16 protein-coding genes are annotated in these 16,626 nt (G+C 65.7%); 8 read left to right on the top strand and 8 right to left on the bottom strand.

The features are described from left to right. Window positions 1–52 precede the first annotated feature (52 nt). Complete coding sequence (locus ACSQ19_RS15685; protein WP_435998250.1) at window positions 53–1,933, bottom strand: DUF885 domain-containing protein; 1,881 nt, start codon at window positions 1,931–1,933, stop codon at window positions 53–55. 165 nt (window positions 1,934–2,098) lie between these two features. Continuing rightward, complete coding sequence (locus tag ACSQ19_RS15680; protein ID WP_435998248.1) at window positions 2,099–3,247, bottom strand: acyl-CoA dehydrogenase family protein; 1,149 nt, start codon at window positions 3,245–3,247, stop codon at window positions 2,099–2,101. Window positions 3,248–3,372: 125 nt separating this feature from the next. Between ACSQ19_RS15680 and ACSQ19_RS15675 the strand changes: the two genes are divergently transcribed. The 4 genes from ACSQ19_RS15675 (at window position 3,373) to ACSQ19_RS15660 (ending at window position 9,404) form a co-directional block, all read left to right on the top strand. Beyond that, window positions 3,373–4,302, top strand: coding sequence for an ArsR/SmtB family transcription factor (locus ACSQ19_RS15675; protein WP_296279900.1), 930 nt, complete (start codon window positions 3,373–3,375; stop codon window positions 4,300–4,302). Next, the gene (locus tag ACSQ19_RS15670) at window positions 4,299–5,387 is read left to right on the top strand and encodes a homocysteine S-methyltransferase family protein (RefSeq protein ID WP_435998246.1); all 1,089 of its coding nucleotides are present in this window, start codon (window positions 4,299–4,301) and stop codon (window positions 5,385–5,387) included. The genes ACSQ19_RS15675 and ACSQ19_RS15670 overlap by 4 nt, the downstream gene beginning before the upstream one ends. Then, window positions 5,384–8,071 carry a methionine synthase gene (gene metH / locus ACSQ19_RS15665; protein ID WP_435998244.1) on the top strand — a complete coding sequence of 896 codons (2,688 nt, stop codon included), beginning with the start codon at window positions 5,384–5,386 and terminating at the stop codon, window positions 8,069–8,071. The genes ACSQ19_RS15670 and metH overlap by 4 nt, the downstream gene beginning before the upstream one ends. Before the next feature lie 127 nt (window positions 8,072–8,198). Next, window positions 8,199–9,404, top strand: coding sequence for an MFS transporter (locus ACSQ19_RS15660; protein WP_435998242.1), 1,206 nt, complete (start codon window positions 8,199–8,201; stop codon window positions 9,402–9,404). On the opposite strand, the gene ACSQ19_RS15655 is transcribed toward ACSQ19_RS15660, so the two are convergent. The 6 genes from ACSQ19_RS15655 to ACSQ19_RS15630 form a co-directional block, all read right to left on the bottom strand. Then, window positions 9,396–10,115 carry an alpha/beta fold hydrolase gene (locus ACSQ19_RS15655; RefSeq protein ID WP_435998240.1) on the bottom strand — a complete coding sequence of 240 codons (720 nt, stop codon included), beginning with the start codon at window positions 10,113–10,115 and terminating at the stop codon, window positions 9,396–9,398. The genes ACSQ19_RS15660 and ACSQ19_RS15655 overlap by 9 nt on opposite strands. Then, window positions 10,112–10,735 carry a DUF2058 domain-containing protein gene (locus tag ACSQ19_RS15650; RefSeq protein WP_435998238.1) on the bottom strand — a complete coding sequence of 208 codons (624 nt, stop codon included), beginning with the start codon at window positions 10,733–10,735 and terminating at the stop codon, window positions 10,112–10,114. The genes ACSQ19_RS15655 and ACSQ19_RS15650 overlap by 4 nt, the downstream gene beginning before the upstream one ends. Window positions 10,736–10,771: 36 nt before the next feature. Next, window positions 10,772–11,008 carry a SlyX family protein gene (locus tag ACSQ19_RS15645; RefSeq protein WP_296279888.1) on the bottom strand — a complete coding sequence of 79 codons (237 nt, stop codon included), beginning with the start codon at window positions 11,006–11,008 and terminating at the stop codon, window positions 10,772–10,774. After that, entirely contained in the window at window positions 10,998–12,350 is a 1,353-nt protein-coding gene (locus ACSQ19_RS15640) for a UDP-glucose dehydrogenase family protein (protein ID WP_299342394.1), read from the bottom strand. Before ACSQ19_RS15640 ends, ACSQ19_RS15645 begins: the two co-directional genes overlap by 11 nt. Before the next feature lie 44 nt (window positions 12,351–12,394). Continuing rightward, complete coding sequence (locus ACSQ19_RS15635; RefSeq protein ID WP_296279885.1) at window positions 12,395–13,330, bottom strand: FKBP-type peptidyl-prolyl cis-trans isomerase; 936 nt, start codon at window positions 13,328–13,330, stop codon at window positions 12,395–12,397. Window positions 13,331–13,413: 83 nt separating this feature from the next. Then, a complete protein-coding gene (locus ACSQ19_RS15630) occupies window positions 13,414–13,953 on the bottom strand; it encodes a glutathione peroxidase (protein WP_296279954.1) in 540 nt (179 codons plus the stop codon). Between the two features lie 159 nt (window positions 13,954–14,112). Here ACSQ19_RS15630 and ACSQ19_RS15625 point away from each other — a divergent pair, with 159 nt between their 5' ends. Genes ACSQ19_RS15625 through ACSQ19_RS15610 form a run of 4 tightly spaced genes read left to right on the top strand, consistent with a single transcriptional unit; the run spans window position 14,113 to window position 16,609 of the window. After that, the gene (locus ACSQ19_RS15625; RefSeq protein ID WP_296279884.1) at window positions 14,113–14,373 is read left to right on the top strand and encodes a hypothetical protein; all 261 of its coding nucleotides are present in this window, start codon (window positions 14,113–14,115) and stop codon (window positions 14,371–14,373) included. Between the two features lie 3 nt (window positions 14,374–14,376). Continuing rightward, window positions 14,377–14,739 (top strand): GntR family transcriptional regulator, encoded by a 363-nt coding sequence (locus ACSQ19_RS15620; protein WP_296279883.1) that lies wholly within the window; start codon window positions 14,377–14,379, stop codon window positions 14,737–14,739. After that, window positions 14,739–15,614: an ABC transporter ATP-binding protein gene (locus ACSQ19_RS15615; protein WP_296279881.1), complete on the top strand. Its 876-nt coding sequence runs from the start codon at window positions 14,739–14,741 to the stop codon at window positions 15,612–15,614. Before ACSQ19_RS15620 ends, ACSQ19_RS15615 begins: the two co-directional genes overlap by 1 nt. Next, window positions 15,611–16,609 carry an ABC transporter permease gene (locus ACSQ19_RS15610; protein ID WP_435998234.1) on the top strand — a complete coding sequence of 333 codons (999 nt, stop codon included), beginning with the start codon at window positions 15,611–15,613 and terminating at the stop codon, window positions 16,607–16,609. Before ACSQ19_RS15615 ends, ACSQ19_RS15610 begins: the two co-directional genes overlap by 4 nt. Window positions 16,610–16,626: the final 17 nt, after the last annotated feature.

Here is a 16,626-nt window from a genome sequence, read left to right as displayed (position 1 = left end):
ACGAGAACCCCGGCATGGCGCCGGGGTTCTCTGCTTCGACACACGCCGACGGTCAGGCCGGTTTGGCTGCCTTCTGTTTCGCGATCCACTGGTCAACACGACGCTCCAGCAGGGTCAGCGGCAACGCGCCTCCGCCCAGCACGGTGTCGTGAAATCCCTTGATGTCGAACTTGTCGCCGAGTTCGGTTTCCGCTTTCTTGCGGAGTTCCTGGATCTTGATCATGCCGATCTTGTAGGCCGTGGCCTGCCCCGGCATGATCAGGTAGCGCTTCACCTCCGACTCGATCGCCGCACGCGGTACCGCGCTGTTGGCATCGAAGTATTCGACGGCCTGCTGCTCCGTCCAGCCCTTCGCATGCAGGCCGGTATCCACCACCAGGCGGATCGCACGCCACATCTCGGAACTCAGGCGACCGAACTCGGAGTACGGGTCCTGGTACGTGCCCGGCATTTCCTTCGCAAGCCATTCCGAATACAGGCCCCACCCCTCGGCGTATGCGGTCACGCCGTACTGCGTACGGAATTTCGGCACGCCGGTCAGTTCCTGCGCGATGGCGATCTGCATGTGGTGGCCCGGCAGGCCCTCGTGGTACGCGATGACCTCCAGCTCGGGCTTCGGCATGGCGTTCATGTCGGAGAGATGCGCGTAATACACGCCCGGACGGGAGCCATCCGGAGTTCCTGGGTAGTAATGCTGTGCGGCGCCGTCCTGCTCGCGGAAAGGTTCCACGCGCTTCACCACCAGGTCCGCCTTCGGCAGCAGGCCGAAGTACTGCGGCAACACCTTCTTGATGTTGTCGATGGCGCGGGTGGCATCGTCGATGTAGGCCTGGCGGCCGGCATCGGTATTCGGATACTTGAACTGCTTGTCGCTGTCGATGAAGGCGAAGAAGGCGTCCAGGTCGCCCTTGAAGCCGACCTTGTCCTTCAGTGCCGTCATCTCGCCCTTGATGCGCTCGACTTCCTTCAGGCCGAGCGCATGGATCTCGTCGGCGGTCATGCCGGTGGTGGTCATCTGCCGCAGCTGGTACTCGTAGTACGCCTTGCCGTTCTTGTGCGTGCTACCCACGCCGGTGGCGTTGACGGCCGCCTTCGGCAGTTCCTCTTCGCTCCACGCGATCACGCCGTCATAGGCCGGCTTGAACTGCTCCAGCAGCGCCTTGCGCGCTTCGTCCTTCAGGGCGGTCGCACGCGCCGCATCGATCTTGCCGGCCTTGACCAGCGCATCGGCCTTGGCCTGCGCATCGGCCCAGATCGCCGAATCCTTGCCGGCCGAGAATGGCGCGCCGGTCACCACCTTCTTCGCCTGGTCGATCACGCCCTCGTAGGCGAACTTCGGCGGGCGCACGCCTTCGGCTGCCGATGCGCGTGCGCGCTCCAGCAACTGGTCGAAGGCGCGCTGGGTGGCCTTCAGGCGGGCGATGTAAGCCGTGTAGTCGGCCTCTTCATCGACCTTGTGGAAGCTGATCAGGAAGGTCGGCCAGAAGCCCTGGGCACCGTTCATCTGGTCGAATGCGTAGCCGTCCAGCAGGAACGGCAGGCCGTCGCGCGCGTTCTCGTACTGCAGCTTCCACAGGTCGTAGGAGAACTTCGCCTCGTCGTCGAGCTTGGCGTAGTCGAAGGTCTTCTCCATTTCCTCGACGCTGGCCTGTTGCCACGCGACCTGGTCGCGCGTCGCTTTCTCCGACATGTCGTCGACCTGGTCGTACAGGTCCTTGCGACCCTGGAACGTCAGCTGGATGGGGCTGAACTTCAGTTGTTCCTCGTACTTCTTGTCGAACCACTCGTTCAGCCGCTTGCTTTCGGCTGCGACATCGGCGGCGGACGCCGCCGGGGTCGCCGCATCCGCAGTGGTTCCGGCGGCCGGAACAGGGCCCTTGTCGCAGGCAGCCAGGGCCAGCGTGAGGGCACAGACGATCAGGGTTTTGCGCATCGGGGTCTCCAGGAGGAAAACGGGGGACAGACCCCCGCATCAGGCCACTTTAGCGGAGCGTCGGCCCCGGGTCCCATGACCAAAGGCGGGGGTCGTCCGTGCACGCGTCCCGTAACGAAGAACGCCGCCTCGCGGCGGCGTTTCCGTACCGGACTGGCCCGGGCCTTAGCGCAGCCCGGTCTCGTTGCGCGCGATCACCAAGCGCTGGATCTCCGAGGTGCCCTCGTAGATCTCGGTGATCTTGGCATCGCGGAAGTATCGCTCGATCGGCATTTCCTTCGAATACCCCATGCCGCCGTGGATCTGCAGCGCCTGGTGGGTGATCCACATGGCGGCTTCGGAAGCGGTGAGCTTGGCGATGGCCGCTTCGTTGCTGAAGCGCTGGCCCTGCCCCTTCACCCATGCGGCACGCAGCGTCAGCAGGGTGGCGGCGTCCAGCTTGCACTTCATGTCGGCGATCTTGGCCTGGGTCATCTGGAACGTGCCGATCGGCGCGCCGAATGCCTTGCGTTCCTTGACGTAGGCGATGGTGGCTTCGTACGCAGCACGCGCGATGCCGATCGCCTGGCTGGCGATCCCGATGCGACCGGCATCCAGCACGCCCATGGCGATCTTGAAGCCCTCGCCTTCCTTGCCCAGCACGGTATCCGCGGTCGCCAGGTAATCGGTGAATTCGATCTCGCACGTCGCCGAGGCACGGATACCCAGCTTCGGCTCGGTCTTGCCGCGATGGAACCCGGCCTTCTCCGTGTCGATCATGAACGCGGTGATGCCGCGCGCGCCTTTGTCGGGTTCGCTCATCGCGAACAGTACGATGTACTTGGCGACGGGGCCGGAGGTGATCCAGCTCTTCTTGCCATTGATGACGAAGCTGCCATCCGCCTGCTTGACGGCACGGCAGCGCATCGCGGTGGCGTCGGAGCCGGACTGCGGTTCGGTCAGCGCGAACGCGCCGATCTCCCGGCCTTCGGCAATAGCCCGCACGTAGGTCTGCTTCTGCTCTTCCGTGCCGAAGGTCAGGATGCCGTTGCAGAACAGCGAATTGTTCACCGACACGATGGTGGAGTGCGCGGCGTCGGCTGCCGCGATTTCGATCATGGCCAGCACGTAGGCGATGGGATCCATGCCGGCGCCGCCGTATTCCGCCGGCACTTCGATGCCCATCAGGCCGTTCTCGCCCAGCAGGCGGATGTTGTCCAGCGGGAACTCGCCGGTCCGGTCGTGGTGCTCGGCGCTTGGGCCGATCTTTTCCTGGGCGATCCGGCGCGCGACGTCCTGGATCATCAACTGCTCTTCGGTGAATGCGAAATCCACGGGTACCCCTCGACCAAAGTTAGATACCAATTGTAACCCGCCACCATCCGTCGGCGTATGCCATGGGTTGACCGCGGGCGGCGCCGAACTTCAGAATATCTCTATATCGCGATAGGAAGATATTCATGGATCTGGAAGCCTGGTCGGCCCGGCTGAAAGTATTCGCCGACGCCACGCGCGTGCGCCTGCTGGCATTGCTGTCCCGCGAGGAGTTGACCGTAGCCGAGCTGTCGGCGATCACCCAGTTGGCCCAGCCACGCGTATCCACGCATCTGGCAAAGCTGAAGGAAGCCGGCCTGGCGCGCGACCGCCGCGCCGGGGTATCGGCGTACTACCGCTTCGACGAAGACAACCTGGACACCGTCCAACGCGAACTCTGGCGCAGCCTGCGCGATGGCAGCGACGACCCCTTGCTGCGCCAGGATGCCGAGCGCATCGCGGCCGTTCTGGCCAACCGCGCCGCGGACCAGAACTGGGCCGACAGCGTGGCCGGCGACATGGAACGCCACTACTCGCCCGGACGTACCTGGGAAGCGCTGGCCCGCACCGCCCTGCCCCTGCTGGAAACCGGCGACGTGCTCGACATCGCGTCCGGCGATGGCGTGCTGGCCGAACTGCTCTCGCCGCATGCCAAGCGCTACGTCTGCATCGATACCAGCAGCCGCGTCGTGGCGGCGGCCGGGGAGCGCCTGCGCCGCTTCCCGAACGTGGAGGTCCGTGAGGGCGACATGCATGCGCTGCCGTTCAAGGACGGCAGCTTCGATCTGGTCGTGCTGATGCATGCGCTCACCTACTCGGCCAAACCGGCGCAGGCCGTCGCCGAAGCGGCCCGCGTGCTGCGTCGGGGCGGCCGCCTGCTGCTCAGCAGCCTTGGCAAGCATGAACACAAGTCGGTCGTCGACGCCTACGGCCACGTCAACCTCGGCTTCTCGGAGAAGGAACTCCGCAAGTTCGCCGAGAAGGCGGGGCTGGAGATCGCCAACGCCGAAACCGTCACCCGCGAACGCCGTCCACCCCATTTCGAAGTGTTGTCGCTGACCGCGCAGAAGCCATGAAGACCCTCCCCTGGTTACACCCCGCCCGCGCCGCGCTGCTGCTCAAGGCCCTCGAAGAACGCATCCTGATCATCGACGGCGCCATGGGCACGATGATCCAGCGCCACGGCCTGCAGGAAGCCGACTATAGAGGCCAGCGGTTCGCCGACGGCTGCGATGCCGCCCACCCGCACCCACACGGCCCCGGCTGCGACCACGACCTCAAGGGCAACAACGACCTGCTGCTCCTCACCAAGCCCGACGTGATCGCTGGCGTGCACACCGCGTATCTGGACGCCGGCGCCGACCTGATCGAAACCAATACCTTCAACGCCACCGCGATCAGCCAGGCCGATTACCGCCTGGAACACCTGGTGTACGAGTTGAACAAGGCCGGGGCCCACGTCGCACGCCAGTGCTGCGACGCCATCGAAGCAACCACGCCCGCCAAACCGCGCTTCGTGATCGGCGTGCTCGGCCCGACCAGCCGTACCGCCTCGATCAGTCCCGACGTCAACGATCCGGGGTACCGCAACACCAGTTTCGATGAACTGCGCACGACCTATCGCGAGGCCATCGAAGGCCTGATCGATGGCGGTGCGGACACGCTGATGGTGGAAACCATCTTCGATACGCTCAACGCCAAGGCGGCGCTGTTTGCGATCGAGGAAGTCTTCGACGCGCGCGGCGGCCGGCTGCCGGTGATGATCTCCGGCACCATCACCGACGCGTCCGGCCGCACGTTGTCCGGACAGACCGCTGAAGCGTTCTACGCGTCCGTCGCACACAGCCGACCGCTGTCGGTCGGACTGAATTGCGCGCTGGGCGCTCGTGACCTGCGAGAACATGTCGAAACGCTGGCCACCGTGGCCGATGCGTATGTCAGCGCGCACCCCAACGCGGGTCTCCCCAACGCGTTCGGCGAATACGATGAGACGCCCGAGGAGATGGCCGCAACGCTGAAGGAGTTCGCCGAAGCCGGCCTGCTCAACCTGGTGGGCGGTTGCTGCGGCACCACGCCGCCGCATATCCGCGCCATCGCCGACGCCGTCGCCGGCATTCCTCCGCGCCGGTTGCCTGTCCATGCCGTGGAGCAGGCCGCGTGAGCGTCCCCGTCCGCTACACCCGCCTGTCCGGGCTGGAGCCGCTGGTCATCACGCCCGACCTGCTGTTCGTCAACGTCGGCGAGCGCACCAACGTCACCGGCAGCGCGCAGTTCCGCAAGCTGATCAAGGAAGAACGCTACGAAGAAGCCGTCGAGGTCGCACGCCAGCAGGTTGCCAACGGCGCGCAGATCCTCGACGTGAACATGGACGAGGGCCTGATCGATTCCGAGAAGGCGATGGATCGCTTCCTCAACCTGATCGCCTCGGAACCCGACATCGCACGCATCCCGGTGATGGTGGACTCGTCCAAGTGGAGCGTGATCGAGGCCGGCCTGAAGTGCCTGCAGGGCAAGGGCGTGGTCAACTCGATCTCGCTGAAGGAGGGCGAGGACGCCTTCATCGACCACGCCCGCAAGGTCCTTCGCTACGGCGCGGCTGCCGTGGTCATGGCCTTCGACGAGACGGGCCAGGCGGACACCTGCGCGCGCAAGGTCGAGATCTGCACCCGCGCCTACCGCATCCTGACCGAAGAGGTGGGTTTCCCGCCGGAAGACATCATCTTCGATCCGAACATCTTCGCCGTCGCCACCGGCATCGAAGAGCACGACAACTACGCGGTGGACTTCATCGAAGCCACCCGGATCATCAAGCGGACGCTGCCGCACTGCCATGTCTCCGGTGGTGTCTCGAACGTGTCATTCTCGTTCCGCGGCAACGAGCCCGTGCGTGCCGCGATCCATTCCGTCTTCCTGTATCACGCCATCCAGGCCGGCATGGACATGGGCATCGTCAACGCTGGCGGCCTGCCGGTCTACGACGAGCTCGACGCCGACCTGCGCGAGCGCGTGGAGGACGTGATCCTCAACCGCCGCAAGGACGCGACCGAACGGCTGCTGGAGATCGCCGACCGCTACAAGGGCAAGAAAGGCGAGGCGCCGGTCGAGAACCTGGCCTGGCGCGAGAAGCCGGTGCGCGAGCGCCTTGCGCATGCGCTGGTGCATGGCATCGATGCCTACGTCGACGAGGATACCGAGGAAGCACGCCGCCAGGCGTCACGACCGCTGGACGTCATCGAGGGGCCGCTGATGGACGGCATGAACGTGGTCGGCGACCTGTTCGGCGCCGGCAAGATGTTCCTGCCGCAGGTGGTGAAATCCGCCCGCGTCATGAAGAAGGCCGTGGCCTACCTGCTGCCATTCATCGAAGCGGAGAAGCTGCGCACCGGCGATGTCGGCAAATCCAACGGCAAGATCGTCATGGCCACCGTCAAGGGCGACGTGCACGACATCGGCAAGAACATCGTCGGCGTGGTGCTCGCCTGCAACAACTTCGATGTGGTGGACCTGGGTGTGATGGTGCCCACGCAGAAGATCCTGGACACAGCACGCGCCGAGAATGCCGATTTGATCGGCTTGTCGGGCCTGATCACACCGTCGCTGGAGGAAATGACCCATGTGGCGCGCGAGATGCAGCGGCAGGGCTTCGAGATGCCGCTGCTGATCGGCGGCGCGACCACGTCGCGCGCGCACACGGCGTTGAAGATCGATCCCCACTACAGAGCGCCGACCGTGTGGGTCAAGGACGCATCGCGTGCCGTGGGTGTCGCGCAGTCGCTGATCTCGCGCGACATGCGTGCAGCCTTCGTCGCTGCCAACGACGCCGACTACGCCGAGATTCGCGAGCGCCACAAGAACCGCGGGGATGCCAAACGGTTGGTCTCGCTGGAGAAGGCCCGCGGACAGAAGTTCGATGGCGGCTGGGCCGACTATGTGCCACCCGCGCCGCGCCAGCCGGGGCTGCATGTGTTCGAGGACTATCCGCTCGGCGAGCTGGTCGACTGCATCGACTGGACACCGTTCTTCAACGCGTGGGAGCTGTTCGGCAAGTACCCGGCAATCCTGACCGACGAGGTGGTCGGCCCGCAGGCCAGTGAGCTGTACCGGGATGCTCGCGCGATGCTGGCGAGGATCGTGGACGCGAAGTGGCTGACGGCCAGGGCGGTGTTCGGGCTGTGGCCTGCGAACAGCGTCGGCGACGACGTGGAACTGCAGGTCGACGGCAGGACCGAGCGCCTGCACTTCCTGCGCCAGCAGGTCGACAAACCGGCCGAGCGACCGGATTTCTGCCTCGCCGACTTCATCGCTCCGAAGGATTCCGGCCGGCAGGACTGGATCGGCATGTTCGCCGTTACCGCCGGCATCGGCATCGACGAGCACGTGGCCCGCTTCGAGGCCGACCACGACGATTACAACGCCATCCTGCTCAAGGCGCTGGCCGATCGGCTGGCCGAAGCGCTGGCCGAGCGCCTGCACCAGCGCGTCCGCAAGGAGTTCTGGGGTTACGTGGCCGACGAGTCGCTGGACAACGACGCGCTGATCGCCGAGCAGTACGTCGGAATCCGTCCCGCGCCCGGGTATCCGGCATGCCCGGAGCACAGCGAGAAGGACACGCTCTTCCGCCTGCTCGATGCCGGCCGCAACGCCGGCATGTCGCTGACGGAAAGCTTCGCGATGCTGCCCACGGCGGCAGTGTCCGGCTACTACTTCAGCCATCCGCAAAGCCAGTACTTCGTGGTGGGACGCGTGTCCAAGGAACAGGCCGCAGATTATGCCAAGCGCAAGGGCGTGGACCTGCCGCAGGTGGAGCGCTGGCTGGCTTCCAACCTGGATTACGACCCGGACTAGACACCGCAGCTTTGCCTGCGGATCGGCTACGAGCCCAGCACTCCGCTAGAATGCGGCACCACGTCAGTGATCGCGCGATCATGCTGTCTCGCCCCCCGCACCACGATGCGCGTCCGCCCCTCCCGTCATGGCAGAGGCGAACCTGATGGTGTCGGACGACACGGCGACCGACGCCGCCTACCCTACCGCGCGCCTATCCAGTTTCTACTTCTTCTACTACGCCACACTCGGCGCATTCACGCCCTACTGGAGCCTGTACCTGGAATCGCGCGGCCTGGGCGTGGCCGCCATCAGCGTGCTGATGAGCCTGTGGTACGCCACGCGCATCGTGTCGCCCAGCCTGTGGACCACGCTGGCCGCCCGGGCGTCGCACCCGATCCGGTGGCTCCACCTCGGGTGCGCTTTGGCGCTGGGCTGTTTCGCGCTGTTCCTGCTTCCGTTGGAACACGCAGGCCTGTTCGCGGTGATGCTCGGCTTCTGCTTTGCCTACAACGCGGTGATGCCGCAGTTCGAATCGATCACGATGTCGCACCTGGGCGCGCGCAGTGACCGCTATGGCCTGATCCGCGTCTGGGGCTCGATAGGTTTCATCGTCGTGGTGGCCGGCTTCGGCTGGATGATCGACGAACGTCGGCTCGGCGTCGGCGCGCTGCCGTGGCTGATGCTGCCCGTGCTGGCGGGCGTACTGGGCTCCGCGCTGCTCAATCGGTACGCGCACGATCCGCTGCCACCGACACGCGAGGGCGACGACACGTTCCGTTCGCGATTGCGGCAGCCGCGGGTAATCGCCTTCTTCGCCGCAGCGTTCCTTACGCAGGTATCGTTCGGTCCGTTCTACACGTTCTTCTCGATCTACCTGTCCGAGCATGGCTACCCGACCGCCACCCAGGGCGTGTTGTGGACGGTGGGCGTGCTGGCGGAGATCGGCGTGTTCTTCGTGGCCAGCCGCATTTTCAGGCGCTGGGATGCGAGCCTTGTCCTGATGGTGGCGTTGCTCAGCGCATCGGTGCGCTGGCTGGTGACGGGCCTGTTTCCCGACAACATGCCGGTGATGGTGCTCGCTCAGCTGACGCATGCACTGAATTTCGGGGCGTTCTTCGCAGCCGCGATGCAACTGCTGGTGCGCTTCTTCCCCGGCCGCATGAACGGGCACGGCCAAGGTGTCTTCTATGGCTTGTCATCGGGCGTCGGCGGCGTGACCGGCGCCCTGCTCGCTGGCCAGCTGTGGCGCTTCGGTGGCGGAACCGCCTTCTTCGCATCTTCGTTCATCGCCCTGCTCGCCGCCTGCATCGTCTGGCGCTGGCTGGTGCGCGCTCCCATCCCGTCAGGCTGATCCAGCGCCTGCGAGCTGGGCGAGGAAGCGACGGATCTCGCTGGCTGCCGGTGCGGGCGCGATCTGGAACAGGAAATGCGGTGCGTCGACCCCCGCATGTCGGACATCGCGCGCCCCGCGCAGGATTTCGCGCGCCGCTTGCGGCCAGATGAGCCTGTCGCGCTTCGCCTGCAGAAACAACAGCGGAACGCGAAGCTCCGCCAGCTGCGGGCGGACATCCACGCGCAGCGCCGCGAGCGCACGCTGGCGCAGCACCTCAACGGGCAGCGATGCCAGGATCGCCTCGAACTCAGTGCGCAGCGGCGGCGGCAGGCCACGGCCCGCCAACAGGCGTTCCAGCGCGAACACCGGCGGCGCGAATGCCGGCAGCGCGTCCAGAAGCCGGGCGCCGACCCGGCTCAGGGGTAACGGGGCATGGACGAACGTGGCCGCCATCACTAACCCACGCACGCGCGCCGGATGACGATGGGCCAACAGCACTCCGAGGGGGCCGGCGAAGGACTCGGCCACGAGGGTGACATCGGCGTGGCGCAGCAGCGCGGGTTCGATCGCAGCGGCCAGCGCGGGATAACTTTCGAAGTGTCCGCTGTCGTAGGACAACACCTCGACGTCCGCGGCATCCGCCAGCGCCGCGGTCAACGGGGCGTACAGACGGCCGGTGCCGTCCAGGCCGGGTAACAGGCAGAGCCGCGGCCGCGCGGGCGGAGTCACCAGACCAGGTCGTCAGGCACCTGGTACTGCGGATCGGCGTAGGGATCCTGGTCGGCGGGCGCGTCGGGGTCGACCTTCAGCGCCACGGCGGGGGCGAAGATCGCTTCGGCCTCCGCCAGAACCGGGGCCGTGACCAGCAGATAGCGGCCGTTCTGCTGCACAACGCCGAGATCTCCCTTGTTCAAGGCTTTCAACTGCTCGGCGTTGACATAGATGCGCTTGATCTTGCCGCCGTAGGGAAAATGTCGCGCGATGTCGGCATCCGCATCGTTGAGCGCCTTGTCCTTGAGGAAGGCGTCGAGCCTGGCCTTCGCCTCGCGGCGCACGCGGGCTTCTTCCTGCTTGACGCGTTCGGCCTCGATGCGCTCGTCCTTCTCGCGCTGGGCGCGGATCGCGTACGCCTTGGCCAGGTCGATGTCTTCCTGGCTGCGCTTCGGTTTGCCTGCGGCATGCGGTGGCCGCGGCTTGCCGCCTTGGCCAGGCTTGGGATGCGCTGCGCCCTTGCCCGCGGGCTTGCGGGCATCGCGCCGCGGATCGGGACGACGGTCGGGCTTGCGCTCGGGTTTTGGCGCGGGCTTGAAACCCAGGCCCAGCAACTGGTCGCGGAGTGAATCGGTCATCGGTCTTTCGTGGGGAACTGCCGTGCCCCAAGCCTATCAATAATGCGGTGGCGGTGGTTCATCCACGGGGCTGTCGTGCAGCGACGTGCGCACCTTGCCCAACTCCTCGACCATCTGCCTGAGCAGCAGCGAAGTACGCTGGTTCTCGGAGCGCGCCTCGGCCAGCGCATCGCTCAGTTCGCCCATCGCGTGCTCCTGGAACGCCAGCCGGGTTTCCAATTCCACCAGCCGACGCTCCAGCGAATCCCCTTGCAGGGGCAGATCAGTTTGCATGCACGGACCTCCCGCGTCCGATGCCGTAGTAGGCGAGTCCCGCGGCTTCCACTTCCGCGGGGTCGTACAGGTTACGGCCGTCGAAGATGACAGCGTCGCCCAGCGCGTCGTGCAGGCGAGCGAAATCGGGACTGCGGAACTGTTTCCACTCCGTCACCACCACCAGCGCATCGGCGCCTTCCAGCGCGGTGCGCGCGTCCTCGCACAACGTGAGGTCGTCACGCTCGCCGAAGATGCGCGCTGCCTCGGGGCCGGCCTCGGGGTCGTAGGCACGCACGCGTGCGCCCGCCTCCCACAATTCCGCCAGCAGCCGCCGGCTGCTCGCTTCGCGCATGTCGTCGGTGTTGGGCTTGAAGGACAGCCCCCACACCGCGAAGGTCTTGTCGCGCACGCCTTCGTCTTCGCCGCGGTCGTAGTGGCGCTGTATCAGTTCGAACAGATGGCCCTTCTGGCGGTCGTTGACCGATTCCACCGCCTGCAGCAGTTCCGGGACATACCCGTGCTGCTCGGCGGTGCGCGCCAGCGCCTGCACATCCTTGGGAAAGCAGGATCCGCCGTAGCCGGCACCGGGATAGATGAAGTGCCATCCTATGCGCGGGTCCGAGCCGATGCCCTGCCGCACCTGCTCCACGTCCGCGCCCACGCGCTCGGCGATGTTGGCGATTTCGTTCATGAAACTGATCTTGGTGGCCAGCATGGCGTTGGCCGCGTACTTGGTCAGCTCGGCGGAGCGAACGTCCATGACGACGATGCGCTCGTGGTTGCGATTGAACGGCGCATACAACCGGCGCAACTTTTCAACCGCGCGCGCCTGGGATGCACCGACGATGATGCGATCGGGCCGCATGCAGTCGTTGACGGCGTCACCCTCTTTCAGGAACTCGGGATTGGACACCACGTCGAACGCGATCTCCACGCCGCGCGTCGCAAGTTCCGCCTCGATGGTGGCGCGCACCCTGTCCGCCGTACCCACCGGCACGGTCGACTTGTTCACCACCGTGCACGGATGCCTGAGACCGCGTCCGATGGTCCGTGCCACCGCCAGCACATACTGGAGGTCGGCACTCCCATCTTCATCCGGCGGCGTACCGACTGCGATGAACACCACGTCGCCATGATCGATCGCCTCCTCGGCGACCGTCGTGAAGCGCAGCCGGCCGGCGGCGTGGTTGGCCTTCACCATCGGCGACAGGCCGGGTTCGTAGATCGGCACGACGCCGCGGTTGAGACCGTCGACCTTGGCCGGATCGATGTCGACGCACACGACGTCGTGCCCGACTTCGGCCAGGCACGTGCCCGTCACCAATCCGACGTATCCGGTACCGAAGATCGCAACGCGCATCCGCTGACTTCCTGGCCGAGGGAAGACCCTATTGGATCAGCTGCTTATTGCAGGACGCCCATCAGTTCGACATCGAAGGTCAGGGTGGCGTCCGGACCGATCTTGCCGCCCGGCGCACCGTTGGGACCATAGGCGAGGTTCGACGGAATCCAGAAGCGGTACTTCGCCCCCACGGGCATCAGCGACACACCCTCGGTCCAGCCGGCGATCACCTGGCCGAGGCCGAATTCCGCCGGCTCGCCACGCGCATAGGAGCTGTCGAACACATCGCCGTTCAGCAGCTTGCCCTCGTAGTTCACGCGTACGCGGCTGCTGGCCTGCGGACGCTGGCCGTTGCCCTGGCGCAGCACCATGTACTGCAGGCCGGACGGCGTCGTCACCACGCCCGGCTTGACCTTGTTGGCGGCAAGGAACGCCGCGCCTTCGTCTCGGTTGCGCTGTGCGACGCCGGCCTGGCGCTTGGTGAGGTAAGCCTGCATCTCGGCCTGCGCCTGCTCGAGCGTCAACAGCGGCGTGCCGCTCTTGGTCGCGACGGCCTTCACCGCCTGCGCCAGGACGGCGGGATCCACTTCGTCCTTGAAGGGCAGCAGGGACGGGCCGATAACGTAGGTCCCCAGGAATACACCCACCTTCGTCTTGTCGACCGGCGGCGGCGTGCTGCCCGGCGGCATGCCGGGGATCGTCTGGCCATCGGCGACGGCCAGGTTCATGCGCAGCAGCTGGTCGGTGGCCTGCGCTTCCTGCTCGGTCATGGCCTTCGGCTTGCCGGCGAAGGTGTCCGCGATGGCACGCTGGAAGGCGGCGATGTCCATGAAGGGACCTACCGGCTGCAGCGAATTGCCGACGTCCACGCCAATGGCGTAGCTGACCTTGTCGCGCTCGGTGACCAGCGCGGTCTTTTCCTGTGCAGACACGCTGCCTCCCAGCATCGAAAACGAGATTGCCAACAACACGGCTGCGCCGCGGACCGACCGCTTCATCCTTTCTGCTCCTGGAACCTGCGCCACGAGGGTGGCGCCAAGCCGATATTGTGGCACGCCCGCTGCGGGCGAAGGCACTGGCATCAGCGCGTCGCGCGGGGCGCCTTCAGTTCGCGCTCGATCGCGGCGACCACCGCAGGGTCATCGGGCGCGACCTTGCTGGGGAAGTTCGCGACCACGCGACCATCGCGTCCGATCAGGTACTTGTGGAAATTCCATGCCGGGGACGTGCCGGTGGCGCTCGCAAGCGATTTGTAGAGGGGCGTGGCGCCGTCGCCCGTCACCACGACCTTCTCGAACATCGGGAACTTGACCCCGTAGGTCAACGTGCAGAACTCCTGGATCTCCTTCTCGCTGCCCGGCTCCTGTCCCTTGAAGTCATTGGAAGGGAAGCCGAGTACGGCAAACCCCTGGGCGGCATAACGCTGGTGCAGCGCCTCCAGTCCCTCGTACTGGGGCGTGTATCCGCATTTACTGGCCGTATTGACGATCAGCAGCACCTGCCCGGCATACCTGTCCTTCAGGTTGACGGCCGCCTTGCCGGCCAGCGGGCGGTAGCTGACGTCCAGCAGGCTGGCCGCGATTGCCGTGGCGGACGCCAAGACAAGCCCGACAAAGACCATGGTTTTCAATATCTTGGAACGCACGGGCGGACTCCACTAGTGTGAACATGACAAGTATGCCTTCAGTTGGGTGACAAACTCCCGCAGGACAGTTGACGACCTGTGTTTTGGTGTTATAGTTGAATACAACACCACTCACCCAACTCAGGGGGGTACCCGATGAACCCGAAACTGACCCACACCCTGCCCAGCCTGGCCGTCGGCGGCCTGTTGCTGGCGGCGGGCGCCCTGGCGGCCATGTCAGGCGCCCGCACGTCCGAGGTGGATACCGCCGCGCTGGTCGGCGCGCTGGAGTCCGATGTCCGCGAGATCGCCGGGGATGAAGGCAACCCGGAGGCCACCCGGCACAAGCGCCGCGCCCGCGCCTCGCTGGCCATGCCGTACTTCTCGTTCGGCCAGTCACTGCGTCCGAGGAGCTGAGCCATGGCACCCATCCAATGGAGCGACGGCGCTCCCATCTACCGCCAGCTGAAGGATCGCGTGATCGCGATGATGCTCGACGGCATCCTGAAGCCGGGCGACGCCCTGCCCTCCGTGCGCCAGGTGGCGGCGGAGTACCAGTTGAATCCGATTACCGTTTCGCGTGCCTACCAGGAGCTGGCGGATGAAGCCCTGGTGGAGAAGCGCCGCGGCCTGGGCATGTTCGTCACCGACGAAGCGTCCCGGAAGCTGCGCGGCAGTGAACGCGAGCGCTTCCTGACCGAAGAGTGGCCGGCCGTCGCCGAGCGCATCGAGCGCCTGGGCCTGTCCATCGAAGAGTTGCTGCAATCCAAGGGGAACAAGTGATGAATGCCGCAATCGCCAACACCGTGGTGTCGGCCCACGGCCTGCGCAAGGCCTACAAGAACAAGCTCGCGCTGGACAACACCAGCTTCGAGATCGAGGCGGGCAAGATCATCGGCCTGATCGGTCCGAACGGCGCGGGCAAGACCACCGCACTGAAGGCCATCCTCGGCCTGACGCCGTTCGAAGGCCAGTTGAAGGTGCTGGGCCTGGATCCGCGCAAGGACCGCGACGAACTGATGAAGGATGTCTGCTTCATCGCCGACGTGGCCGTGCTGCCGCGCTGGATGAAGGTCAAGGAGGCCATTGACTTCGTCGCCGGCGTCCATCCGCGCTTCGACCGGAGCAAGTGCGAACGCTTCATCGCCAACACCCAGCTCAAGCCCAACCTGCGCGTGCGCGAGATGTCCAAGGGCATGATCGTGCAGCTGCACCTGGCGCTGGTGATGGCCATCGACGCCAAGCTGCTTGTACTCGACGAGCCCACGCTGGGCCTGGACATCCTTTACCGGAAGCAGTTCTACCAGCGCCTGCTGGAAGACTACTTCGACGAGCAGAAGACCATCATCGTCACCACCCACCAGGTGGAGGAGATCGAACACATCCTCACCGACGTGATGTTCATTCGCGACGGCAAGATCGCGCTGACCTCGCAGATGGAGGATGTGGCCGAGCGCTACACCGAGCTGCTGGTCAGCGGCGACGCAGTGGAGCAGGCGCGCGCCCTGAAGCCGATCGACGAGCGCGCCCTGCCCTTCGGCAAGACCGTGCTGCTGTTCGACGGCGTACCGAAGGGCCACCTCGCCGCCCTCGGCGAAACACGCACCCCTGGCTTGGCCGACCTGTTCGTCGCCATCATGAAAGGAACCTACGCATGAACGCCGTGACTTCGACATTGGGCAAATCCTCCAAGCCGGGCGCGTTCACGTGGCTGCTGAAGCGCGAGTTCTGGGAGAACCGAGGCGGTTTCTTCTGGGCACCGGTCATCACCGGCGGCATCTTCGTGGTGCTCAACCTGATCCTGGCGGTCATCGGCAGCATCGCGGCACGGGGTGAAATCAACGGCGGCGGTTTCAGCATCGAGGAAGCGCCGGAGAAGGCGTACCAGATCGTCGGCGGCATCGGTGATGGCATGCTGCTGGGCGGCGTGATCCTGGCCTGCGTGGTGCTGGCGTTCGTGGTGTTCTTCTACGCGCTGGGCACGCTGTACGACGACCGCCGCGACCGCAGCGTGCTGTTCTGGAAATCGTTGCCGGTCTCCGATACGCACATGGTGTTGTCCAAGCTGGCTTGGGCACTCTTGCTGGCACCGCTGCTGGCCGTGGGCGTGGGCATCCTGATCGGCCTGGCGATGTGGCTGATTTCGGCCCTGACCATTTCGATCAACGGCCTGCCCGCTGGCGGCGCGGTGTTCACCCACTCGCATCCGCTGCGCATCATCGGTGGGGTGCTGGCCTCGCTGCCCGTCTATGTGTTCTGGGCGTTGCCCGCGGTCGGCTGGCTGATGTTCTGCTCGGCCTGGTCGCGCAGCAAGCCGTTCCTGTGGGCGGTGCTGGTGCCGGTACTGGCCTGCGTGATCATCAGCATGACCGACATCCTGCCGGGCCTGGAGGTCCGCCACGACCTGATCTGGTACACCGTCGTCTACCGCGGACTGGCGAGCGTGATCCCGGGTGCCTGGTTCCCCACCCTGCCCGGTGGTGCCGCCAACCCGCATGCCAACTTCAACTCGCCGGACGAACTGGCCAATGCCATCGACCTGACGCGCAGTTGGCACGCCTTCGCCACGGCGGACCTGTGGATCGGTGCGGTGATCGGCGTCGCCCTGATTGTCGGCGCGATCTACCTGCGCCGCTGGCGCGAAAGCGAATAAGCCTGCTCCGGGCGGCG

Source organism: Pseudoxanthomonas sp. LjRoot127 (assembly GCF_964253495.1).
GTDB lineage: Bacteria > Pseudomonadota > Gammaproteobacteria > Xanthomonadales > Xanthomonadaceae > Pseudoxanthomonas_A.
Note: the sequence above shows the minus strand (reverse complement) of the source record. Positions and strands in the feature narration are given on the sequence as shown.